This window comes from Niastella vici (assembly GCF_002077945.1).
Classification (GTDB): domain Bacteria; phylum Bacteroidota; class Bacteroidia; order Chitinophagales; family Chitinophagaceae; genus Niastella; species Niastella vici.
This window is the reverse complement of sequence record NZ_LVYD01000058.1, coordinates 381284-407794: the sequence shown is the minus strand read 5'-3', so window position 1 is coordinate 407794 and position 26511 is coordinate 381284. Positions and strand designations below refer to the sequence as shown.

Below are 26511 nucleotides of genomic sequence, written 5' to 3'. Positions count from 1 at the left end.
TGTGCGACCCCGTTTTTTATTTTTCCAGGCAAAGCTATTGGGATAATTTAATAAGCTGTACCGTCTTTTTATCCTGGCCCTGACTCACTTCAATCACATACACACCTGGCCTGTACCCGCTCCCAAACTGAATGGCATTTCGGCCTGCAGCGATCTCTTTTGTTTCAATGATCTGCCCAAACAGGTCCGTTACTTTTATGTACACGTTCCCATTTTGTGGATTGGCATTGATCGTAAGCCTGGTATAGGAATTAGCAGGGTTTGGCGCCAATGCTATTTCCATGAGGCCGCCGGGATTATTTCCGGTTGCAGGGTTACCATGCCCATCAATGATATCTGTAATAACCGAAATGATCGTCTGAAAGATGGATGGGCCATTATTGACCCTGATATTTCCTGCGGCAAGCACCTGCTCATCATAACGCATGCCGTTCCAGTTGCTGGTAAACCACAAGCCGCCCGACTTATTCCAGACCGTTATGGCAATGGCATCACCAGTACCTGCTTCACTACGGTCAGTCGTTTGAACCTGTACTATTGCATTGCCATCTATTGATACAGGCGCCAAAGGATTGGTAATGTCCTGAATGCTGGCTTTTCCGCTAAAGCTGGCCCGCGCCGGTATTGCTCCTATAGCCGGGATCGCCCACAAGGTGGTGAGTACATTTGATTGTACCTGGTATACATGCACGCCATCCAATTCTGTACGGCGAATGATGGTATTGAAATTACCCTGCAGGTTCCTGTCGCGTTTGTTAAACTTTACATTGAAACCGAAATTGTTCCTGCTGCCCACATCACCAGCCATTTGCCCGGTAGGATGCGCCAACTGAATATAGCCGCCGCCGCTAACAAATTCGTTCAATGATCTGGATATTGTAACAATGGTATTGTCTTCTGCTGCATTGCGCTGGTAATAACCGCTTACCTGTACGCCAATGGTGAAATCCTTTGCATTGTTACTGCCAAGATCTACATTCCAGTTATAGGTAGCAGTGCCCACTTTTGTATCCTGCGGGTTCACCAAACCTACCGGAACGGTAGCGATAACCGAATTCGTAGTGCGGTCAATGAAAGTAACGTTGGCATTTCTACTATCACCGGCAAAGGCATCTGTTGACGAAGCCGTTGTTTCAGCGGTAATGTCGCGAACAGTTGCACTCAACGTAATAATAGTGGTAGTGCCCGAACCGGTTGACCCAAACAGGGTACCTGTGTAGTAAGCCCTGGCATCTTCCTGTTTGATGACAAAAGGCACACTGTCAATGGCTGCTATAAACAAGCTGTCGGCAAAGGTTGCATACAGGGTATAGGTCAATGCAGGGTCCTGTGTAATCAGCAAACCTGTGCCTGCCTTGCCCGTAGTATCAGTTAATGCACTTACCGATTGGGCGCCAAGATCAAAACGAATGGTTTTGCCCGATAATACCGTACCCGTTGCTGAATCAGTAAGAACAGCAGTCAATGCCTGTTGGTCGGAATATTGTCCGGTGCTGTTACCGGTATATTTAAGTATAGCGGTGCGTTGCTTTACAGTGACGGTGGTTTTGCCTTGTGCGCTATTGCCACTGGCATCCGTAGCGGTGAGGGTCACCGTATCAACACCTGCATCGGCTGTTGTAAACCTGTTTGGTGATACACTCAAGGTCACATTACTGCTGCGGTCATAAGAACTGTCATTTACCTGTTCAGGTGTAATTGACGCAGTGCCATTCAATCCGAGTGTTATTGCTATCGGTTTAGTACGTACGACCGGCGCTTCCACATCCTTCACTGCACCTGTTTGCCCAACGGCAAAAGGGCCAAAGCTGGAGTAACCAGTCACTGTTGCATAATATGGATTGGCCGCTGTGCCCGCGCCGGATACAGTAGCCGGGAATTCCGTAAAGGTATTGTTTGTATACCTGCCCTGCACCATTGAAGCAGCCGGGTTCAGGTTAGCGCCCTGGCTTGCTGCGAGCCAGCCCAAACCAATGGTGAGGTTGGTAGTTGCCTGCATGGCAGGTACAACAGAATATAATTTATTAACCAGCCTTGTACTATCCGCAACCGGCAGGTTCACGCCGGATTTAACACCCACTGCAATAATATCGGCCGTGCCGGTATTGGTAAGTTTCACGGGGCTGTATATTTTATCGGAACCTATTTGATAGGTTACGGTACTGGTGCTCACTTTTGTTTTCAATAAGCCACCACCAGTAATATTAAAGAAAACGTTTGGCGAAAAATTACTGTTGGTTGCTACAATATTGGTGGCCGTGTTGCTGCTGCCGGTCGTTCTTGCCCCCGCATCTGCCACCCCATTGGCACCTATATTAAGTGATACGGTACCAATGGAAGGCGTGGTAGCAGAAGTAATAAAGCGAATGGCATTCCCCATTAGCCAGGTTCCGTTTACATTTATTGTAGTTGCACCGGGCAAGGTGGCATGCCCAACCACACAGGATGTACCGGTTGAACGCATGTCGAGCGTACCATTGATATTGAAAGTATAGTTACCAAATTCCCCGATGGTATTGGTGGTTGGACTGCTGCCGGCTTGCAGATAACCCGAGCTGCCGATGGCAACCGTTTTACCTTCTTTAATAGTGATGGTAATGTTGTCGTCATTTTGCGGGGCCGACGTCCAGGGTAGTGTGGTAGATGTAGAATAATTGGCCCGCATGTAACTGGCCAGGTTGAGGTTGTTATCTATCACCACTTCCATTGTTTGTGCAATGGCGTTTACAGTAAATGTATTCAGATAGCAGGTGCCGGTACCCGTAATATACACTTTACCGTTGTCGCGATACCCTTCAAAATTTACCCGGTTTGTGGTAACAGTGCTGGAGCCTACTGTACCGAAATTATTGAGACTGCTAATGACCCTCAGGTTTCTTTGCGAAGCGGTGCCGCTTGCACCGTCGCTTGTTCCGGAAATAAGATTGGCCCCGGTTTCCACCACCACATTATTAACGCCGGTAGTAGCGTTCAGCGCTACGGTATGACCTGTTTTAATGGTTACTGTTGGGGTTGAACCGGAAGGTGGCGTGGCCGTACTTTGCCAGTTGGCGCCATCAAAAGTTTCCCAGATGTCGGTGGCTACTGTAGAAGTTCCCCAGTTACCACTGGCTTTTGACCGGTAATCGCCAGCTACCGGTACAGGAATATTCGCCGTCTGGAAATTCCATATGGTACCGGTAGTAGTGCCGTTGCTGTTTTTGCCATCGATACGCCAGTAATAAGTAGTATTGGGATTTAAGTTCCCGGAAGTAAATGTTGCTGTTGCGGCAGCCACCGCCCCTATTTTCACCAGGCTATCGACACTGGTTCCCAGGTACACGTCGAAACTATCGGCATAATTGCCTTCCCAGCCGAATGCCGTAGTTTGATTGTTCAGGAACACATTGGTGGCGTTTTGCGCCGGTGAGGGGTTCGTTGTTGTTAAAGGCAGTGTGCCTTCAACTGGTGTTCTTACAGACACTATTGCACTGTAAGCCGACTCGTTCAGCGGGCTGTGCGCTTTTACCCGGCAATAATATTTCATGCCTGATTGCAGACCGCCATCAGTATACGCAGTTGTATTTGCAGCAGCATGGGCCACATCAGTAAAGTTCACGCTGTCAACGCTGCGCTCTACGATGAAATAATCTTCGTTATCTGAATTGTCTGTCCAACCAACGTTTACCGTGCTGGGCATGCCGGCTTTGGCAACCGGTGCACTCAGCGTAAGGCTGGTGGGCGCCTCCACAAAGTTGGGCGATTGAATATCCAGTTCGCCTATTGCAGGTTTAAATACCCACAACAAACCGGGAGCAGGTGTTGCCGGATCAAACCGGGTAATGGCGCCCGTTGTTGCGCCGGCCACCGTAAATATTTTGAACTTGTCGCCTGAAGCCGGCGTACCGGTGAAACTGATCTTCAGGGTGCCGTTATAAACAATATCTTTTGTTACGGCCACCTTGTCCCAGGTTCCGTTACTTTTATTGATATCAATGGAAGTTACTGCAGTTGATTGCAGGGTAAGATTGTCTTTACCGGTAAAGGTGCCGATTGAGCTATCGCCTGGTTCCAACGTACCGGCCACCGCTATTTCACCAGTGACAGCGCCTTTACCGGCCAGCGTGGCGCCTTCATTAACGGTCACTTTTCCATTACCGCTATTGGCGCCATTCACAATCAGTTTACCACCTTCTATAGTGGTAGTACCAATGTATGTATTGTTACCGTTTAAACGCCATAAACCGGTACCGGTTTTAACAATGGTGGTAGTACCGCTGCCATCAGCTGCATTCCCGTACAGGTGGTTATTGATGATGCCGTTAAAGGTTTCGTTGGTGCCCATGCCACCTACCACATATGTTGTAAATCCATTGCCAAAGGTGGGCGATTTTGTTCCACCGCAAGAGAGCCAGGTGCCTGCATTGCCACTGAGACCACCAATAGAAAATACATTGTTATTACTATAGGCGGCAATTTTGGTATTACCTGTTGTAACAATGCGGTTGTTAGGGAATCCCGTGCCGTTGTCGATTGGCAAAAGACTGTACACGTCATCTGTATTAATGCCATTGGCAACCAGGGTGCCGGTAAAGTCGCTCCAGTCGCCCTTGATTATTTCCCTTAAGTAAGGAATTGTATAATTCAGGGTGCCAGCGCCATGTACGGTCATATTCAGGTTGGCATTGCGGTCGGGGGTAAAACCATTGACTGTACTATCGTCAATATACAGCTGCAACGGATAGTTCTCATAAATGGTACCACTGCCGTTGGAGGTAACGTAGGACCCATTGTGCAACCGCAATACATTGGAAGTTCCAATGCCCTGGTTGTTATCGATAATATCGCCGGCCAAGGTAGCGGCACTCACGGGGCTTACTTCCAGAATACCGCCATTTATAACCGTTTCACCGGAATAGGGATTGGCATTCTTTACCACCATTCTACCGGGACCAGATTTAATAAGTCCGCCATCGCCCGACAGCACTCCATTAAACGTAACAGTGCTCGCCGGGTTGCTCACATTGAATTCAGTAGTGGCATCCAGGGCTACATTCCTGTCGGTTCCTATGGTACCGCCGGAGTACAGCCAGCCACCACCCTTCCAAACCCAGTTGAAAGCGTAATTGGCAGAGGCGCCGATGGAACTGGCCACTCCCCCATTTGCCAACGTATTCAACTGAATGGTACCGCCATGCACAACGGTAGCACCTGTGTATGTATTATTGGTGAGCAGTGATAAGGTACCGCTGCCGGTTTTGTTCACCGACTTTGTGCCGGTAATGTAACCGGTACCAGAAAAGGTGTAATTGCCATTGCTGTTCACCAGCAGGTCACCGGCCGCCATGGGCGCCGAAATGTTCACTGTTCTTCCCGCTTGTCCCGCTTCGGGGAAAGTAAGCGTGCTGGTGTCGGTAAATAACACAGGTGTATTAGTGCTGTCGATCCAGTTCTTTGTTGTTTTATCCCAATCGTTGCTGAGGGCGCCCGTCCAGGTTAGTGCCGGTGCAAATGTGCCGGGATTCAATACAGGCACTTCCACCGGTTTGGTTTTGGCGATGAGTTCATTGGTGTAACCCGACTCGCCTACTGCATTGAACGCTTTTACCCGGAACGTATCTGCTTCTTCGGGCTGCATACCTGTTACGGAAAAATAGTTCTCATTTACGCCGGTAGTGCCAATTTGCACCCAGGCGCCGTTCACTATTCTTTCCACGATATAGCCCTGTTCTTTCTCTGTATAATCGAGCCAGGAAAGATACAGGGTGGTTTGGGTAGCAGAATCCTGCTTCAATTTCATAGGTGTACGTAAATACTCCTGTGAATTGCTGGCGGTAATACTGTTGATATAATTTTCAATGTTCGTATAACCAGTGGCGGTGATCACCATGGCATCATCCACAGAAGCATTGGTACCATTAGCTGTTTCCCAGGCATCGGGCATGCCGTCGTTGTCAGCATCGGCGCGGGGGGTACCGGCCCATAAACTCCAGGAAGTGGGCGCGCCAAAGGGTAATGAATTTTCATTGGCGATCAGCTCGCCCTTAATACCAAACGACTTCACTTCGTTCACCACATAATAGTCGGCATAATCACGGTAAGGCAGGCTGGCGCCTACCGAAGGCAACAGGGAGCTGACTAATGTATTGGCAGGCACAGTGGGTAATACCGGGTAAGGATATGGTGTAAACTGAAAATCGGGCGGGCCTACATATTCACCCGGCGGTATGGTATAAGGATCGAACACGCCATTACGGCTACTGTCGAAAATATTATCGGTTTGATAGATATGGTAATTAAGGTTACCCAAATTAAAAGGCGGCACGCCATGTGACGGCCCGGCGATAAAACAACTGTTGGTGGCGTTGGCATAGCTGTTGCCTTCCGACTCACCACCCATGATGTAGGCGCCGTCTTTCCAGTTGTAAACCATATTGTTTACGTACTGGTTAACACCTTTTATCTTGTTGTTGCGGGTGGTATTGTCAACATACAGGTTTCGGTACAGCGTGATGCTGTCGGCCTGAATAAGACCACCGGCCGAGTGTGTCATTAACCCCTGGGAGATAATGCAATTTTGAATGGTAATGTTTTTGGCCGTGGTGGAGTTGATGGAAAAATTCTCGTCGCGGCCCCAGGATACGGAACAGTGGTCGAAAATGATGTCGTGGCCATCGGCTAATCCATTGGCATCTTTGCCATCATCGCCAACAATACCCATCCTGATCTTAAGGTAACGGCAAATGGTATTGTCGGCGCCCGAAAAGCTCCAGCCATTCCCATATACGGTAATACCTTCGCCGGGTGCCGTTTGCCCGGCAATATAAATATTGGCCGATACAACGATCCTTGAGGTGATCTTAATAACACCAGCCACATCAAAGACCACGATCCTGTTGGGCGCACTTACAGCATCGCGTAAAGAACCTGTGCCGGAGTTGTTTAAATTGGTAACGTGGTAAACTGACCCATATCTTCCCCCTTTGGCATATTTGCCAAAACCTTCAGCACCGGGAAAAGCCAGTGTTTGGGCATGTGTTTGCTGAAGAGAAAAGAAAGATAAGACAAGGGCAATTAATGGCAGGTAATACTGCCGGTTAGTGTAGTTTTTTTTCATAGCAAGTTCACAATTAAACTTTGTTTAAATTGTTGTGGCAATCGGGGAAACAAACCTAATTATTAGGCGGAGTGACGGGGTTCAGGTTTGTACAGAAATGGTTCGATTGGGTACAATCAATAAAAACTTCGTGGATATACAGGCCACTATGAATTAACATTATTGTAAATATTAAAGGCAAAGTGCGGATTGTTACCGGTTACCAGGTCCCAGTTACCGGGCCTTTATTGCAGTTGGCCGACTGAATTTTGTTTTCCTGGAAACCGGTAACCGGAAACTGGTAACTGGTAACTGGTATTTAACCGTTTTTACCCCTGATATAATCTGAAGGAGACACATAATATTTCTCCTTAAAACAGGTACTGAAATATTTGGGATTACTGAAACCCGTAAGGTAAGCCACCTCCGAAATATTGTGGCCACCGGCATCGAGGTATTGTTTTGCCCGCTGCAACCGCATGTCGCGTACAAACTCCATCGGTGTTAAGGTGGTGAGGCTTTTGAATTTCTTATAAAAATTAGTGCGGCTGAACGCCATGGTTTCGGCCACCGCATCAATATTAAAATCAGGGTCCTCCATTTTTGATTCCACTACTTTGATAACCTCTTTGAGAAAAGTTTCGTCTTTGGAAGTAAGCACAACCGGCTCGGGACTTAGTTCTATAGTCTTCTTTTTTTCGACCAGTGCTTCAAACAATTTCTTTCGCTGGCGAAGGAGGTTGTCGATGGAAGCGATCAAAAACTCATTGTTGAAGGGTTTGGTAATGTAATAATCTGCCCCATATTTCAACCCTTCGATCTGGCTTTCGATGGAATATTTGGCCGATAACAATACCACCGGAATATGGCTGGTATGCACATCATTTTTCACTTTGTCGAGCATTTGAAGGCCGTCCATTTTCGGCATCATGATATCGCTGACTATCAGATCCGGGGTACAACTGATGGCTTTTTGCAACCCTTCTTCTCCATCTTTTGCTGTTTCTACCGTATAATACTCGCTCAATTGTGTTTTGATAAAAGCGCGCAGTTCATCATTGTCTTCAACCAGTAATACCAGTGGCGCTTCCTGGTTACGGGGAAGGTCATTGCCTTCAATTTGAGAAAGGATCTGCTGTTCAATTGGTTTTTCGATAACGGGAACCGATTGCGGCAGATCAACAAACGACACTTCTTTTTGCCTGTAATGGCCGGAACCGGACCTCAATTTTACGGTTACTGTAAGTCCGCCATCTTTATTATTTTCAGCCCAGATCTTTCCGCCATGAAGCGCTACGAACTCGCGGGAAAGCGCGAGGCCAATGCCCGCCCCCTTGAGTTCCCGGCCGTTTGCATGCGCTCCTTCCTGAAACAATTCAAAAATTTCCTCCAGTTTTCCCTTTGGTACGCCCGGTCCCTGGTCGTGCACGGCAATGGAAAAACGCTGGTCGTTGGCAATGGTGCCGATAAAGATCTTTATTGATCTTCCTTCAGGCGTGAACTTGATGGCGTTTGCCAGCAGGTTATATACTACTACATCCAGTTTTTCCGCATCAACCCAGGCAATTAGTTCTTTTTCGCCGGCTACAATTTCAAGGTTTATACGTTTGCTTCGCGCCGCTTCGGTAAAATGTTCGGCAATCTTTTTAACGAATGTTACAATCTCCAACCTCGAGATGCGAAGGGTTGCTTTATCACTTTGCACTTTTCGCAGATCGAGTAACTGATTTATAAAACGCACCAGGCGGCTGGCATTTTTGCGGGCCACTTCTATATAAGAAGACATTTCGGGTGTAAGCTCACCCTTTTTTGCCACCTGCTCCAGCGGATTCACGATCAACGTTAGCGGTGTTCGTAATTCATGCGAAACGTTGGTAAAAAAATGCATCTTCAGCGCTGCCAGTTTTTGCTCTACCGCAATTTTGTTGCGCAGCCGTATCATGGCAAGGGCATAGCGGCGAATAAAAAACAAAAGTACGCCAATGAGCAGGGCATAGATCAGATAAGCCCACCCCGTTTTCCAGGGTGGCGGCAGTATGGTAATCGCCAACCGTTTATAAGGCTGATTGGAATACAGATCGGTGCTAAGGCTCTTTACTTCAAATACGTATTTGCCTGGTGGCAGATTGGTATAGGTAGCTTTTCTGAATTGCCAGTCGTTGTGCCAGGTACTGTCGAAGCCCATGAGGCGGTAAGCAAATCCCTGCCGGTCGCCGCTTCCCCGGTGATCGAGTATGGCGTAATAAATGCTGATTATATTCTGGTTATACTGTAAGCTCAACTGCGAGCTGTAATTAATATCTGTTTGCAGCAGGTGTGCATTCGCTTTTGGCCCCACATCTTCGTTATTGATCTGCAAACCGGTAAAAGCAATAGCTGCCTTTATGCGGCTGGCATTGATCTGTTGAGGGTCAAAAGACAGATACCCGGTAATGGTTCCAAAAAATAAATGCTTACCCGCCTGCTCCTTTGTGACCGACGCTTCGGAAAAAGCTATCTTAGGCGGTAACGCATCATAGGAATCGAAGTTCCTGAAGATCTGTGTTCCGGGGTTGAATTTTGAAAGCCCGTTTTCTGTTGCCAACCATAAATTTCCTTCGCTGTCTTCGGCACAACAAAGAATATAGTCATTGGGCAACCCGTCTTTGGTTGTATAATTTCTAAAGCGTAATGCCTGGAACGGTTTGTCGCCCCTTGCCTCACAAAAACCACCACCCGAAGTGGAGAGCCACATCTTGTTTTTCGTATCCCGGTAAATAAACAAAATGTCATTATTGCCGAGGCTTTCTTTGTTGCCTGGGATGGTGCTGTATGTTTTGTATTGATAAACGGGATTATGCTGTTCGTTGGCATCGAGCACCAGCAAACCGTTTGTGGTGCCTATCCAGATATTTCCATCTTTATCAAGGCTCATGGTGCGAATGTTCTGGAATGCACCCTGGGGATAATTTGTAAAGGCATTACCGGTTTGAATAAATCTTGTGCCGGTTGCGTGCTGCTCAATTAATGCCAACCCATTATCAAGCGAACCGATCCAGATGCGGCCCTGCTTATCTTCCAGTAAAGCATAGAGCTGATTAAACGGTAAACTGTCTGTAACACCTTTATGCGATTGAAAATGATGGAGCCGGTATCTTGTTTGTTCCTTATTTACAGGGGTGGCCTGGTAAAGCCCGTTCCCTTTTGTACCCAACCAAATATTGCCCCGGCTATCCTGCAAAATGGAGTATACTCCTACTAGGCCTTCCGCAGGCTCATTTTCAAACAACCCTTTTACCGGTTTATTATTCTGAAACACGTTCAACGGGCTCATTTTCATTCCCAGCCATAACCGGCCCTGGTGATCATTGTACATTACCCGCACTTCATTTCCCGAAGTGGCTGACTCCTGGTCAACTAAATGCTGTTGTTCAAAATCATTGTCGTGGATAACAATTTTTACCAACCGGGCATCTTTGGTGGTAAGCCAGAGAATACCCGCGCTATCATAATAATGCCCGATTATGTTGGCGGGCAATTGGTAATTTGTACCCTCGGGCGTTGTTAAAACATATTCCAACGATTTACTGGTTGCATTAAAATAACCAAAGCCCCTGCTTTTCATGCTCACCCACACAGTGCCTTTGTAATCTTCCAACACCCAGAAATATCTGTTGTTAACATCACTGAGTATATTACCTGTATTCTGCAAAAACAATTGAAAGGAACGGTGCTGCGGATCAAAACGAATAGCGCCCAGTTTTTCAGGTTCTATCCATAATCCACCTGTTTTATCTTCATACAAAGAAGAAAGGTTTTCGGCAGGGCGGTAATTAGTGGTAGTAATTTGCTGGTTGTTGAGGTTTACCATTACCACTTCACCCAGGGAAGTGCTGGCATACAAAACAGCGCTTTGGGTTGACCGCAATAGCGCATTTATGCGGCCGGCCGCTATCTTTCGCACCGCAAATGTTTTTGACCGCTTTTCAAAAATGATCAATCGGCCGTCTGCAAGTCCAACATATACCTGGTCTGCATCTTCTTCAACAGCCGTACAATTGATGCCGGCGGCCATAGCCGGTGGTACCATTTTGCTATTTGTATAAATGCCGGCTGAGGACCGCTGCAAACAGGAAAGCCCATCGGGCGTGCCTATCCAGATGCGATTTTCTTTGTCGGTATGAAAAAAGGACTGGGATGGTTGGGATGATTGAGATGAATGGGATTTTTGATATTGTATGATATGCTCTTTTGATAGATCAGACTGGGATACGCAAAAGATACCATCGTTTTTAGTTTGTAACCACACCCAGCCGTCAGCGGCTTGCAGAATGTTATTGAATTCAATTTTATGATCGGAGTTCAACAGCGTTGACAGCGGCAGAAATTGTTCTGTTCTTTTATCGAAGCGGTAGATCTGGTAGTCATAAGCCTGCACCCATAAATGACCCGATTGATCTTCCACGATCCGGGCTATGCGGCTATTACCCAACTGGTATTTATCTTCGGGTGAACTTTTGAAGGAAACAAATGCATGACCATCGAAGCGGTTAATGCCATCCCAGGTGCCAAACCACATAAACCCCTCCCGGTCTTTCAGCATACAATTTACCCGCCGGTGCGAAAGGCCCTGTTCGGTAGAATATTGTTCTACCTTGTATTTTGGCTGCCCCTGAACAGTAATTGCCAGTAAGAAGAAAAAAGAAAAAACACCCCACACCTGTTTCACCGCAAGCTTACTATATATGGCACCAAACTTCATTTCAATATATTTTGTACACCCCCTCACACTACTTATATAACCAAAAGAAATGAAAAATGATGTATTAACCAAAATGAGTGTAATCAGGGCATTTTTCTCAATCCTTCCCACCGCACTTTCCATTTACCGTTGTTAGGTATACCCGGCAATTCGGGTGAACCATCATAGCCGGCAACCATCATACTCACGGCCATCAACAGACCGCCATTTCCCGGCATATACAGGGTTAACCGGTCGTCCTGGTAATTATGGCCGTTCTTTAAATAGGTATTGGTTTTAATGGGCATGAACAATGCATCGATGGCTTTATCCCGCAGCCCCAGCCGGGTGGCAGTCATGGCAGTCATGGGGAAGTCCCAACCCCAGGTGTCGGGCCAGGTCCAGGTATTCCACACCAGGTCAAAAGTTCGCCGCATGGTGGCGGTATCGAGCAGGGTGCTTTTGGGCATCATACCATAGGCGCCCAATACACTGGGATGGTCTGTTTTGTATTTGGGATTGGTGTATGAATCCGGCGCACTTTCTGCAGCGAGGTACACGCTATCCTGTACAGGTAATGGTGACAATTTAGCGAGCACTTCATCCCATTTCTTATTACGGGGCATGCCTAACCGAAGCCGCCACTGCTGTGCCGCTTCCAATCCCCATTGCCAGTATACCAGTTCATAAGTGGGATTATAGGTGTCTTCGGCTTTATAACGCTCCTGTGCCGGGATCAGGCCTTTGCCCAAAATATAACGTCCTTTTTCTTTGTCATAATAAGGAAACGAAGCCATGAAATCAGCCGTTGCAAATACCAGGTCTTTGTATTTGTTCAGCGTGGTTTTGTCATTCTTATTGCGGTAAATGAGCTCTGCAAAATAAATGTAATGTGGTTGCTGCCATATGAGGAAGGCGCCAACGGAAGAAGGCACTTCCTCCCCGGTATTCTCCACCACCTTTTGCCAGCGCACGCCTTCATATCCCTGGCGTTGGGCAATGGCTTTAGCGAACGGAGCCACTTTTGCGTACCACGTCATTACCTTTTCGAGGTATCCGGTTCTACCCCATAAAGGATAATGCGTCAAATGCCAGTAAGGCATTTCCAAATGCGCCTTTCCATACCAGCTGTTATAGGTAAGGCCGGTTTCCTGTGGCGGATAATTGCCCGCCTCCTGTACTTTCATCAGGTACTGCGACAGTACGATCCTTCGCTCCAGTTCCGCCGCCCGGGGATCGGTACTTCCTGAAAAATCAATAGCGCCGCCATTGGTCCAGAAAGCGAGTAATTCTTTTTGGCTACTGGTTTGCGTTACATCAAAAGAAGGAATGGCCGCCGTCTTTTGCTTTGTAAACAAACAGGTAAATTCAAACACCCCGTTACTTTTTTCAGGCGTTATCAAATATTCATGCGGCGCTTTTTTAGCGATAACCGCTTTCGCATTCCAGCTAAACCCAACCAGGTAACCGGCCGTTTGTAACTGGTGTCGTACCCAGGCGCCTGTTGCATTGCTGCTTTCAATAAAAGAAGTATGTTGTTTTTCATGGCTATAGTTGGTACCATGATCGGCCCACTCCCCTGTTGGGTAGGGAAATGTCAACCGTACTTTTAATCTGCCTTCTTTTATCAGGGGCGATTGCACCTTAGCCGCCACTGCATCTTCACTGCCATGGACATACGTAAGCACGTCAACAGGAATTCCTTCTATTGAGAACTGGCTTCTGATTTCACCGGTCCATGGGTTCAATTCCTGGTGAATATTTTGAACATCTTCAATTGATACAGGCGTTCCATCTTTTTTCAGCAGCTCAAAACCAAGGTTACCCAATTGCAGCCGGTGCGGATTAGCGCGGAACCAGTCAGCGGCTTGTTTACTACGGCCGCCTTCGGAACCCCACTGTACCAGGTAGGTTACATCACGGCCATTGAGATGATAGGCTTTTAACGCTTCACTTCGTTTGTAGCCGGCGGTATCTTTAAAACTATTCCAACCCCATTCTGACTGGGTGCCGAGGGGTATTCCTTTTTTATACGTTGTTGGAAAGGTTTGCAAGCCTGTAACATCAACCGTAAAAGCGAATTTTCCATTACCCACTGTAAGGGAAGCCAGGGTATCGGCTGTAGTGTTCACTATTTTATGCCGCTCAACCAATGCTTTACGGTCAATTTGGGATTGAGCAAACGTTCCATTGGTTGCTGCAACCAACAGCATTATTATCATATTGAGCAAACACCGCACAAATTGCATGATCGTCTTAATTATTTATGATTAACTGGATTAGGGTTTCAATTCGGGAGTGGTCATGGCTTTACCGTTCACGGTAACATTCACGAAGCGCAGGTTTTGCACTTTGCCGAGTTGGAAATTAGTGGTTTTCAGATCAACGTTTACATTTTCTACCAGGATATCACTTATTGTTGCCTGGTTATGTCCGGTGATCTCGCCCAAAGAACTTCCTTTCCCATGCACATTTGAAATTTTGATATTACGCACCAGCGCTTTTGGCGGCGCCTGCCCCTTCAGATCGAAGTATTGGGTCCATGGAGATACTTTGAAAATAGCGCCGCCATCAACCAGCGTAATATCGTTCATGGTTATGTTTTCATATTGCTGTGGCGTGTCGGGGCGAAGCTTCAGTCGCAACACGGTGGGGTGAAGCGTAGTGCAGCGCTGAATGACCACGTTGCGTACTATGGTTGCCTCACTGCCAAATGTAACAATGCCGCCGCCTGCTTCAAAAATGCAATCGCTTATTTCAATTCCTTCTACCGGCCAACCATCCGGGTCCTGCATGGCAAAAGGACCTTTTGACCCTTTCAGGGCAATGCAATCATCGCCCACAGAAAAAAAGCAATAACGAATGGCTATGTTCTGCGAGCAGTCGACATCAATACCATCTGAACTGGGCGCCTGGTGATAAGGTTTGGGACCCGATGGTGCATGGAATTTACAATATTCAACTGTCACCTCTTTGCAATTGTACAAATGCAGGTTCCAGAAACCTGAATTCAGAAAGGTAATGCCGCTTATTTTTACGTCTTTGGAATGTTGTATAAAGGTAAGCCGGGGGCGTTCTACATTCAGGTTGGTCGTCTTTTTATCAGCATCGCGCCGTGCATAGAATGCTGCCCAGAACGGTTCGCCGCTGCCATCCAGCATACCTGAACCGCTGATGCGCAAGTGGTCACAACTATCTCCGTTTATCAATGCAACACGCCAGGGTTCAAAGTGCCCTTCAATCCGGGTGTTCAACTTTGGATAATCATTGATGTTTGCTGACCCTTTTAGCACGGCGCCTTCCTGTAACTCTATATTGACGCCGCGTTTGAGGAAAATGGCGCCGCTTACAAATACGCCTTTGGGAATAATGATAGTTCCGCCACCGTTTTGCGCACACTCATCAATAGCCTGCTGAATAGCCCGGGTATTGAGGGTTTTACCATCGCCAATAGCCCCCCGTTCTATAATATTATAACGCTTATCTTTTTCATAGCGTGGCGCCCCCTGACTTTTGGCCATCGCATTGGCCATCATAATAGCACCAACCACCAACAAAACAATGATCCGTTTCATATAGGTGTAAACTATCAACTAGCTGTCATGTAGAGGTTTCTATTTGTTCAGAAATAGTTCAATTACGTACACATTCAAAAAGCCTAAACTGACATTCAACAATTTACACATAAAATAAAAGGCCGCCCCGAAAAAATCGGCGCGGCCCGTTGTTTTATTTTCAAAAGGGTTTATTGATAGCCGGGATTCTGGTAAGCGGCTTTTTCTTCGGTGCTCATTTGTAAAGCATCCAGTTGTACCTGCGGAATTGGTCTTATATAATAGGTTGTTGGAATGGTACGGGTTATTGTTGACAGTGTTTTTGCGGCTAAAGCGCCATTTACCGGCACGTACACGACTATCTTTTGTATTATGCCGGTAAACAGTGAAGGCGTTTTGAACCAATAAAAAAAACCGTCTGCCAGCCGGCAAACGGTCTTCTATCAGAGGCGCTTTCCATGTTCGGGGGTTGCTAATCGAAAAAAATGTACAAATGACTGTTTGGTTGATCATCAATTAGCAGAGGAATGGCGATCGAAAAATAGCTGGTTTTCCAGGGAATCTGTGTTTTCATGCAATTTACCGAGTATGAACGCTTCATATTTTTTCATCGCAATCAACCTGCCGCGCAAATAACTGTAAGAAGTATCAGTAACATTAACCCGGCTTATATTAAGCCCAAAAAGTAAGGGTTGCTGATTGGTTTGTTCCAGAAAATAAATATCCAGGTTCGACAAATGTTGCTCATAATACTGGCAGCCAGAGTTATATATGCCGACCAATTCCCGGCAGCTCTTCAATTCATGTTTCCAGTATGCGACCTTTTTCATAGAATCGTCGGGCTGAAACACAACAGATTTATACAACAGCGTAAAGTATTCAATCAACCCAATAAACTCCGGCTTCAGGTTTTTATAAAAATAGAGCTCTTCCTCCCGTTCCGAAAACTGGTAATTGCTGATCATCTCCTCTATGTTGAGCCAGGTTTTCACTACCAAACCGAAGGACCGTTCAATCCATTTTCCTTCGTTGGCTTCCGATGGATTTTGCTCAATTTCCTGTACAATTAATTTATAAACCTGGCTGATCTCTGTTAATTGTGATGAGTATTTCATACATTTTTCTCTTAAATAATTGAAAAAGAGGGTAAGTAAAAACAAACCCTGGCAAGCGATCATTCATAAGGCAGATTAAAAAGTATGACCCCGGTCAGCTCTACAGAAGCCATTTTCACTTGTTCATACTACACTTAATGTTCTGCAAAATACTTTAGCAGAAGGCTCCGGATATACTAATCCTGTTCATAATAATTTCTAATTAATAAAAACAGTCTTATTCCATATAAAGGACTACTACTCAATAATTGATGCCTTTACCGGCCGGTTAGGGCCTTTAGAAATCGTAATGGTTCTTTAGAATTTGTTTATCATAAACCCTTACAAATTGAACAAAGACTGAACACCTCATAGTGGCTGTTTATATTTAGTATATATTTAAAATGGGTTGTTTTTTCACTTTGCATTGCTGCCAGTATGACTTTACTATCTCCAATAATTAATTACCTGTTATCACCCAAACGGGGTAGCTTTTATAAAGGCCGCCTGGTTGTAAGCAGCCTGATCTTACTTATATTTTTCGGGGCCTGTACCAGTGAGCAAAAACAGCGGTCTTTTACAATCGGGTTCTCGCAATGCGTTGAATCTGACGACTGGCGAAAAACCATGCTGCAGGAAATGAACCGCGAGCTGGCTTTTCATCCCAACATTCAATTCCTTTACCGGCAGGCAGATGGCAACAGTCAAAAACAGGTAGTGCAGGCGAATGAGTTGCTGCAATCAGCTATTGATCTGTTTATTATTTCCCCCAACGAAGGCGAGCCATTAACCCCGGTGGTTGAACAGGCTTTTAAAAAAGGGATTCCTGTAATAGTGGTCGACCGCAAGGTTGCCACGCCCCATTACACTGCTTTTATAGGCAGCGACAATTTTGCAATTGGCAAAATGGCCGGCCAGTATGCGGTGCATTTGCTCCACGGAACAGGAAAGATCATTGAAATTACCGGGTTGCCTAAATCGTCGCCTGCCATGGAACGGCACAACGGATTTGCCGATGCCATTAAAAACTATCCCCAGCTACAGGTTGTACAGCAGGTAAACGGCGAGTGGTTACCTGATACGGCAAAAAATGAATTGTTGAAAATAGCAGCCCGGTACCGGGATGTGAACCTGGTATTTGCCCAAAATGATATGATGGCGCAGGCTGCTTACGAGGTATTTAAAAACAAGGTTGGCATTAAACCGGCCATCATTGGAGTGGATGGTTTGCCGAGTACCGGTTTGCAATTCGTTTCGAACAAAACAATAACAGCCACCATGCTAAACCCAACGGGGGGTGAAGAAATTATCAGAACCGCCGTTAAGATCCTTAATAAAGAAAATGTTCCAAAAGAAAACCTGATCCAGACTACGGTCATCGATTCAACCAACGTACGTATTATGCAATTGCAGGTTGCAAAAGCGGCCAGTCAGCAAACACAAATTGAGCGGCAGAAAACTATGTTGAAGGAACAAACAAGGATCTATAACAACCAGCGCAGTTTTGTTTATATCCTGATCTCATCGCTTTTTTTAGCGCTTATTTTAGGCGGCCTGGCATTTTACTCGTTACAGCAATATCGTAAGATCAGTAAAAAGTTGCAGTTGCAAAACCAGGAGATCCTTGAACAGCAGGCGCAATTGGTACAAATGTCGGAAAAAGCAAAAGCGGCCAATGAGGCAAAAGTGAACTTCTTCACGAATATTTCCCATGAATTCAGAACGCCTTTAACCCTGATCTTAGGGCCGCTGGAAGAATTGATGGGCAGCAACAAAAACCAGTACAACACCAGCCAAACCCATGGTTTAATTCGAAAAAATGTGCTGCGGCTGTTGCGGCTGGTGAACCAGCTAATGGATTTCAGAAAGATAGAAGTGGATAAAATGAAACTAAGAGCAAGCGAAAACGATTTGATCGTTTTTGTTTCAGATATTATTCAATCATATAAAAGCATTGCTCAAAAGAGAAATATTGATTTACGATTGATTACGCCGGAATCGCATTTGAATAGCTGGATTGATGTAACTATGCTTGATAAAGTTATTTTTAATTTACTGTCCAATGCCTTTAAGTTTACCAAAGACAATGGTTATATACATGTATATATCAACAAAAGCGAAAGCGGCAATAATGCTATTATAAAAATTGAAGATAACGGGGTGGGCATGTCGAAAGATGCTATTGAACACGCGTTTGATGTATTTTACCAGGGTGAATATGAAAACTATAAAGGATCGGGGCTTGGGCTGGCATTGTCGAAAAGCCTCATTGAACTGCATAAAGGCTCTATTACTGTAGCAAGTGAAAGTTTGAAAGGTACTACATTCGAAATTTTTCTTCCGCTGGGGAACAAACATCTTGCAAAAGACGAAATGGTGAGTTCATCGCCTGAGGCAATCAACTCCATTCTATACGAACATGAAAAAATATTTACTGCCGATCTTATTACCGAACAAACGGTAAAACAGGAAGTAAACACCAATCAAACAAGAAAAGAGTATACAATTTTGATCATCGAAGACAATGCCGATCTGCGGCAATTTCTGGCAAATAAATTAAGTGCTGAATACGATATACTGGAAGCAGAAAACGGACAAATGGCTTTACAACAGGCATTCGATCATATTCCGGACCTGATCATTTGCGATGTGGTGATCCCCGGTAAGGATGGCCTGGCGCTAACCCGTATTATTAAAACTGATTTCCGCACTTCGCATATCCCGGTTATCTTATTAACTGCCAAAACTTCGATAGAGCAGCAAATTGAAGGCATGAAAAACTGGGCAGATGCCTATGTTACAAAGCCATTCAATACCCTGTTCCTCGATCAAACCATAAAAAGCCTGCTTGCCAACCGCGCACGCCTGAAGGAACATTTTACCGGAGAAATGCCGGTTGCTTTAAATACACAAACAATAAGTAAACCCGACAGGAAGTTCATTAGTGAATTTACAGCGTTGGTAGAAAATAATTTATCGAACGAAGATCTCAATGTAGACAGCATTTGTAAGAACATGGGCATTTCAAGAGTGCTGCTGTACAAGAAGGTGAAGACGTTAATGAACATGAATGTCAATGATTATATTCTAAGTACGAGACTGCAGAAGGCTAAATACCTTATAAAGAATGAATCTTTTACCATTGCAGAAATAGCATCCAGAACAGGGTTCACCTCGCCGGCTTATTTCTCAACCGTTTTTAAATCAAAAGTGGGGGTTACACCAAAGGAGTTCAGGGAAAAGTGAATGAAGATTGGTGGGTTATGAGAACGTGCCGGATACGCAAGCCAATATAACATAATTAAATTAATACTTACTGAAACCGCCCGTCTTTGCTAAAGCTCAGGCGGGCGGTTTTCTTTATAACACTGTAAGTACTGTTCTTTATTCCTTCGATATATTGATCAACGCCCTTCTGTTACGACTGCGGCCATCAGGATTATCGCGGCCATTGATCAATTCCAATTCAAGCGGACAACAGGCGCCGAATGATTCAAAGGTAATGCGGCTGGCTTTTATGCCTTTGCCAATGAAATAATCGGCGCATGACCTTGCACGCCGGTCAGAAAGCTTTTTATTGTATTCATCGGTACCCTTGCCATCTGTATAGGCTGAGATCTGAAGCGTTGAAGAAGGAAGCTGTACCAGTACAAGGTAAACCGAATCGAGCTTGCTCACCGCCTCTGTTTTCAGGTTGCTCATGTCAAAATCGAAATATACGGTAACAACATTCGCAATGTTTAATATGAATTTTTTCTCAATATACATATCTCTATTGACTAATTGATCGGTGAACAGGTTCACGTCGGCGGTATCATTAATTTTCACGACATCAGCGGTATCGTTATAATATTGTTTGGTAATAGTTATCCGGTAATTCGAATAATCATTATGGATGGTATCAAACGAATAATTGCCTTTATCATCCGTTTTTGTCGCCCAGGTCTTTCCAGATGGGTCTGTTAAAACAATGTCGGCACCGGCAACGGGGGTATTGTCCTTGCTATCACGTACCAGGCCGGTAAACGGTTTGTTCCTCAACGATCTTTTAATGAGATAATTTTCAAGGCAGCAGCCGGTACCCCTGTCGGAACCAACAATGGCAGTTGCCAACAGTGCTGTATCTTCAGGCGCAAAAAAGTAAATATCATCTCTCGATGAATTAATGGGATAACCCATATTGCGGGGCACTCCCCATTGTTTATCGCTGCCCTTCACCGAAAAAAGATCGTATCCGCCCATGCCCAGGCGTCCGTTTGTAGCAAACACCATTGTACTGCTGCTGGTATGATAAAACGGCGCCTGCTCATCACCGGCTGTATTTATTCCCGGGCCTGCATTAACAGGGATGCCTGCACTGCCATCTTCATATATAGGTGCATACCAGATATCGAATGCACCAGATCCGCCCGGACGGTCTGAAGAAAAATATAAGTATACCCCATCTGCTGAGCAAAATGGCTGCTTACTGCTATACCCGTCGATATTAACCTGTGGCAATAAAACCGGCTTGGTCCAGCCACTGTCGCCGCGGTTAATGATATAATAAATATTAGATACTATGCGGCCCTTGTCTTTTTTCCATTGAGTGAAATAAACACGATTGCCGTCGGCGGTGTAGCTTGCTACCCCCTGATTATCTGAAATTCCGGCAACCGGTAAAACAACAGGGGTTAGTTGATCGAGACTATCGTTCTTCAAAGTAGCATAATACAAACGGCTTGCATGCGGATTTACGCCTTTAACCCTGGCAGTATCGGTTTTCGTACTGCTTACCAGGTACTTGTTGCTGCTTACCGCCCTTACCGCAAAAGCGCCTTTTTCAAAGCTGCCGGGTGTTTTGAGTTTCGAACTGTTCACCTGGCCAGCGCCGGCTGCCGCCAGCTGTTTGCGTATGTATTGCAACGTTTGCCATTCTTTTTCAGCTGCTTCTTTAAGCTGGCCGTTTGTTCCGCCAGCGTTTAAATATTTGCGTAAATCTTCTTCTGCCGCATCATAATTTTCAAGACTGCGTTCACAAACGGCGCTCCAATATAAAGCATCACTATTATCAGTACACTTTTTGTATGCAGAGTCGGCCTTTCCCCAATAATGGGCAAGCCGGTAACTTTCTGCCTGTTTATAAAGGATGCTGGCCCGCGACCTGTTTTGACCGCCTGCGGCCGCAGCACCTTTTTTTGCATAGGTTGTAAACGCAGGTGCACCTGTATTTCCCCCTGCTATTTTCAGATACTGTTCATACAAATAGCCAGCCGTATAATATTCACCGGCCTCAAAATACTGATCGGCTAACTGTAGCGGACTTTTATGTACAACCTGTTGACTGCGTAAAGGCAGCCAACATATGCCTGCAACCAGTACGCCCAATAATTTGCCGGCCAATGGCCTCACCTTACAATGTAAAAATTTGCTCATAACTGAATGCTCAATTGTTTAATTTCCAAAAAACGTTCAATCCAAATTTTAAAGTCTTGCACAACGAACAAAATCAACAATGCTCTTGGTGCCCGACCGTTTTATATAAGAAAGAGTGAGCTCAAAACTGTTTACGTTTTTCGTCAATGTTCTTAGTTTTGAAGCATTCGCGTCATAGCTCATGCCAATAACAAAATTCCTGTAATCAATACCCACATAAGGAGCTATGGCATCATTCATGCGATAATATCCACCCAACATAAAATCAGTCTCTGCATTTACATTCATTTGTGCATAAATACCAGCCGTTGCTTCATATGCACTACCCTGGCGCATATATAGCACATGCGGAATTATCCGGGTTTGCGCTGAGACATTAAAGCTTACCCCGGCATGTACAGAATACCGGATAGGGATCCTGTTGAGATCGGTATTGTGGTTAGTGACGATAGGGTCTTTAGGCCTGTTTAGATGATATACTGAAAAGCCACCGAATAAATTGGTTTTCTTTTCGGGCGTGGCATCAAAATAAAGAAAGCCGGCTCCTATATCCGGAACGATGGAGGAAGTTCTATCAAAAGTTTGCGTTGTTGGGTTACTTTCCTGGTAGCCGGTAATAGGATTCCATTGGTCGCCCCATTTGAATTTTGAGCGATCGACCCGGCGGCTTATAATGCCGCCCTGGAGGGCCATAACAATACGCTGGTTAAAATCCTTTCCGAATTTAACCCCGGTGTAAGCATAAGAACCGGATAAAGTAAGGTAACTAAACCCGCCATCACCGGCAGTCTGGTTCAGGAGATTTATTCCCAGCCCTGCATTTTTATTGGTACGTGCATCAAATGAAACGCCCATGGTTCGATATAAACTACTGAGGCTGCCCCACTGGCTGCGATAAATAGCAGTTGCCCTGTAATCGCCGTCGGCACTGCCTGCCAGCGAAGGATTGATGTACAGGGGATATGTATAATTCTGGGTAAAGTGCGGATCTGTTTGGGCAACTGTTTTAATGGCAGTTATCATTATCAAACAGACCGCTAACCAACCATATTGATTGATGCGTTTGTTCTTCATATTCAGGATATTGTTTTTTATCGAATAAGCGTAATAGAACCTTTCATTCTAACCTTTCGCCCATCTTTCAATGCAGCTTTCAGCACATATAAATAAACCCCCACGGGCTGAGCAATCCCCTTGTATTTACCATCCCACCCCTGGTGAGTATCGCTAAGCGTGGCAAGGCGCTGGCCCCATTGATTGAAAATTTGCATCTCAACAGAAACGATATAATTTCCGTAAATAAAAAGTTGATCATTCTTTCCATCGCCATCAGGAGAAAAGATGTTAGGCACAAATACATCTTTGGCCAAAGGCAATACTTTTATTTTAAATGATTGAGATACACCGGCACAACCATTAGAGAAAGGAATTGTGGTAATGATTGCGGTATAAGGCGTATCGGCCATGTTGGTTGCCGTAAAAGAAGGAAGCGAACCGGTGCCTGAAGCAGGCAGACCAATAGATGGATTTGAATTATTCCATTTTATGCTGCCTCCCGGATTGTTTACTGTAAAATTATAGGACGCCAAAACAGTACCGTCGTAAATGGTGGTATCCCTGGTGATATCAATAAGGGCTGGTAAGGGGTCAACCTGCACGGTAAAAGTTGTTGCACTGGCACACTGCCCCGTATCGGGGGCAAATGTATAAGTTGTTGTTGCATTATTATTCAATGACGGCGACCAGGTTCCGGTAACAGGTATAGCATTGGTCGATGCTGACGGCAATGCTGGGAGGGCCGCTCCTGAACATATTGATGCCAGGGGTGCGAACGTTGGCGTTACTTTCTGATTTACAGTAATAGTTAATGTTGCTGTGGTTGCACATTGACCGGCGTCTGGGGTAAATGTATAGGTGGTAGTGGCCGTATTATTCAATGCTGGTGACCAGGTACCGGTGATACCATTATTCGATGTTGTGGGCAGTGCAGTGAGCGTTCCGCCTGCACATATTGCATCAACAGGCGTAAACGTCGGTATTGTTTTCGGATTAACGGTGATGGCCAAGGTTGTCGCTAGTGCACACACTCCGGCCGCTGGCGTAAACGTATAGGTGGTGGTTGCTGTATTATTTAAAGCCGGTGACCAGGTACCCGTAATGCCATTGTTTGATGTGGTAGGCAGCGCAGTTGGCGTTGTTCCGGAACAGATTGGCGCAACAGGCGTGAACACCGGTGCTACATTCGGTTTAACGGTGATCGTTAAGGTTGCCGTTGTTGCGCACTGCCCGGTTGTTGGGGTAAATGTATAGGTGGTAGTGACTGTATCATTCAATGCCGGCGACCAGGTACCTGTGATACCATTAATCGATGTTGTGGGCAGGGCTGCCAGCGTACCCCCCGAACATATTGGTGCAACAGCCGTGAACGTCGGCGTTACTTTTTGGTTTACTGTAATAGTTAATGTTGTTGAGTTTGCGCACTGACCGGCAGTTGGTGTAAACGTATAAGTAGTAGTGGCTGTATTATTCAATGCCGGTGACCACGTGCCCGTGATACCTTCAGTGGATGTTGTGGGCAGGGCTGCCAGCGTACCCCCCGAACATATTGATGCAACAGTCGGGAACGTCGGCGTTACTTTCTGGTTTACAGTAATAGTTAATGTTGCTGTGGTGGCACACTGACCGGCTGTTGGCGTAAATGTATAAGTGGTAGTTGCGGTATTATTCAATGCCGGCGACCAGGTTCCCGTAATGCCATTAAGGGATGTGGTGGGCAGCGGATTGAGCGTTCCGCCTGTACATATTGCACCAACTGGTGTGAATGTCGGTGTCGTTTTCGGATTAACAGTTATGGTCAGCGTTGTTGCTGGTGCGCACAGCCCGGCCGTTGGCGTAAATGTATAAGTAGTAGTGGCAGTATTGTTTAATGCCGGCGACCAGGTACCCGTAATGCCATTAAGGGATGTGGTGGGCAGCGGATTGAGCGTTCCGCCCGAACATATTGCTGCAACAGCGGTAAATGTTGGGGTAACGATGGGGTTAACAGTAATAGTTAACGTGGCAGTCGTTGCGCACTGACCGGCTGCCGGTGTAAATGTATAGGTGGTAGTTGCGGTATTATTCAATGCCGGCGACCAGGTACCAGTAATACCATTAATGGATGTGGTGGGCAGCGGATTGAGCGTTCCGCCCGAACATATTGCTGCAACGACGGCAAATGTGGGGGTAACGATGGGGTTAACAGTAATAGTTAACGTGGTAGTCATTGCGCACTGACCGGCAGTTGGTGTAAACGTATAAGTAGTAGTGGCTGTATTATTCAATGCCGGTGACCACGTGCCCGTGATACCTTCAGTGGATGTTGTGGGCAGGGCTGCCAGCGTACCCCCCGAACATATTGATGCAACAGCCGGGAACGTCGGCGTTACTTTCTGGTTTACTGTAATAGTTAATGTTGCTGTGGTGGCACACTGACCTGCCGTTGGCGTAAATGTATAAGTAGTAGTGGCTGTATTATTCAATGCCGGTGACCACGTGCCCGTGATACCTTCACTGGATGTTGTGGGCAAAGGGGGCAACGTAGTGCCGGCACAGATGGGCACACGAGGCGTAAACGTTGGTGTTACATTCGGATTAACAGTGACCATGTATGTTGTCGTTGTAGCACACTGGCCGCTATTGGGTGTAAACGTATACGTTCCGCCGGCGGTGTTGCTTACCACCGCCGGGCTCCAGGTGCCTTTTATGCCATTTGTTGAACTGTCAGGTAAAGTAACAACCGGATTGCCTTCACAGATAGTAGCGCTTGTGCCGAAAGAAAAAGTGGGCACGATATTCGGGTTCACAGTGACATTAAGCGTTGTTCCTGTTACGCACCCGGCCGACGTTGCGGTAAATACATAGATGCCGGATTTAGTAGAATCAATCACAGCCGGCGACCAGGTGCCTGTAATGCTATTGGTTGATGTATTGGGTAATACCGGTACATTACCTTTGTTGCAGATCGTAAGGGATGTTCCAAACGAAAAGGTTGCTACCACCTTTGGTATTACAGTAATATTAATTTTAACCGGTATACCACAGGTGCCGGCTGTCGGCGTAAAGGTATAGGTGCCTGAAGCCTGGTTATCAATAACCGTTGAGCTCCAGGTGCCGTTAATATCATTATTCGATTTTACCGGCAATGCCGGTGGTGTACTGCCCTGGCAAATAGAAGCAAAAGAAGAGAAAAGCGGAACAGTTATCGGGTTTGATAACTTAACGTATGTCAATACAGATTTTATATCGCCGTTAAAGTCAAAAATAAAATTGTTATATATACCTTCATTCAACCCGGTGATGGTTAATTGGCCTGCTGCGTTTGAAGTAATAGCAACAGGGGCTGTTGTTACGCCATCATCAATATAGGTTACCTGGTAAGTGGTGTTGGGTGCCAGTCCGCTGAATGAAATTGACCCTTCGGAACCATTACAACTGGAGGGGTTCGTACTTATCAGGTATACAGGATCAAAGTTGGTTTCTGCCCGCACATAATTACACCAATGTGAAATAATCAATAAAATAATAAAGGGTACAGGTTTGCTTTTCATTTTTCTACGGATTATTGGATTTACATATGACTGTATAGCATTTAAACACCATACAGTACGGCGC

10 protein-coding genes are annotated in these 26511 nt (G+C 45.8%); 1 reads left to right on the top strand and 9 read right to left on the bottom strand.

Going from position 1 to position 26511, the window contains the following annotated elements:
* Positions 1–34: 34 nt before the first annotated feature.
* The 6 genes from A3860_RS25635 to A3860_RS25610 all read right to left on the bottom strand — a co-directional run bounded on the left by A3860_RS25635 (position 35) and on the right by A3860_RS25610 (position 16464).
* Positions 35–7096: an autotransporter-associated beta strand repeat-containing protein gene (locus A3860_RS25635; RefSeq protein WP_081151472.1), complete on the bottom strand. Its 7062-nt coding sequence runs from the start codon at positions 7094–7096 to the stop codon at positions 35–37.
* A 298-nt stretch (positions 7097–7394) separates the two neighbouring features.
* Entirely contained in the window at positions 7395–11816 is a 4422-nt protein-coding gene (locus A3860_RS25630) for a hybrid sensor histidine kinase/response regulator transcription factor (protein WP_158085360.1), read from the bottom strand.
* A gap of 83 nt (positions 11817–11899) precedes the next feature.
* Positions 11900–14008: a hypothetical protein gene (locus tag A3860_RS25625; RefSeq protein WP_245843626.1), complete on the bottom strand. Its 2109-nt coding sequence runs from the start codon at positions 14006–14008 to the stop codon at positions 11900–11902.
* Between the two features lie 66 nt (positions 14009–14074).
* Positions 14075–15370 carry a glycoside hydrolase family 28 protein gene (locus A3860_RS25620; RefSeq protein ID WP_081151466.1) on the bottom strand — a complete coding sequence of 432 codons (1296 nt, stop codon included), beginning with the start codon at positions 15368–15370 and terminating at the stop codon, positions 14075–14077.
* Between the two features lie 170 nt (positions 15371–15540).
* Positions 15541–15705, bottom strand: coding sequence for a hypothetical protein (locus tag A3860_RS40655; protein WP_158085359.1), 165 nt, complete (start codon positions 15703–15705; stop codon positions 15541–15543).
* Between the two features lie 156 nt (positions 15706–15861).
* A complete protein-coding gene (locus tag A3860_RS25610) occupies positions 15862–16464 on the bottom strand; it encodes an RteC domain-containing protein (RefSeq protein ID WP_158085358.1) in 603 nt (200 codons plus the stop codon).
* Between the two features lie 417 nt (positions 16465–16881).
* Here A3860_RS25610 and A3860_RS25605 point away from each other — a divergent pair, with 417 nt between their 5' ends.
* On the top strand, positions 16882–19689 hold the full coding sequence (locus A3860_RS25605; RefSeq protein WP_245843625.1) for a hybrid sensor histidine kinase/response regulator transcription factor: 2808 nt from the start codon (positions 16882–16884) through the stop codon (positions 19687–19689).
* A gap of 138 nt (positions 19690–19827) precedes the next feature.
* Here A3860_RS25605 and A3860_RS25600 read toward each other — a convergent pair whose 3' ends face one another.
* Genes A3860_RS25600 through A3860_RS25590 form a run of 3 tightly spaced genes read right to left on the bottom strand, consistent with a single transcriptional unit; the run spans position 19828 to position 26447 of the window.
* The gene (locus A3860_RS25600; protein ID WP_081151459.1) at positions 19828–21858 is read right to left on the bottom strand and encodes an OmpA family protein; all 2031 of its coding nucleotides are present in this window, start codon (positions 21856–21858) and stop codon (positions 19828–19830) included.
* 48 nt (positions 21859–21906) lie between these two features.
* On the bottom strand, positions 21907–22932 hold the full coding sequence (locus A3860_RS25595; protein ID WP_081151458.1) for a PorP/SprF family type IX secretion system membrane protein: 1026 nt from the start codon (positions 22930–22932) through the stop codon (positions 21907–21909).
* A 17-nt stretch (positions 22933–22949) separates the two neighbouring features.
* Positions 22950–26447, bottom strand: coding sequence for a gliding motility-associated C-terminal domain-containing protein (locus A3860_RS25590; protein WP_081151456.1), 3498 nt, complete (start codon positions 26445–26447; stop codon positions 22950–22952).
* Positions 26448–26511: the final 64 nt, after the last annotated feature.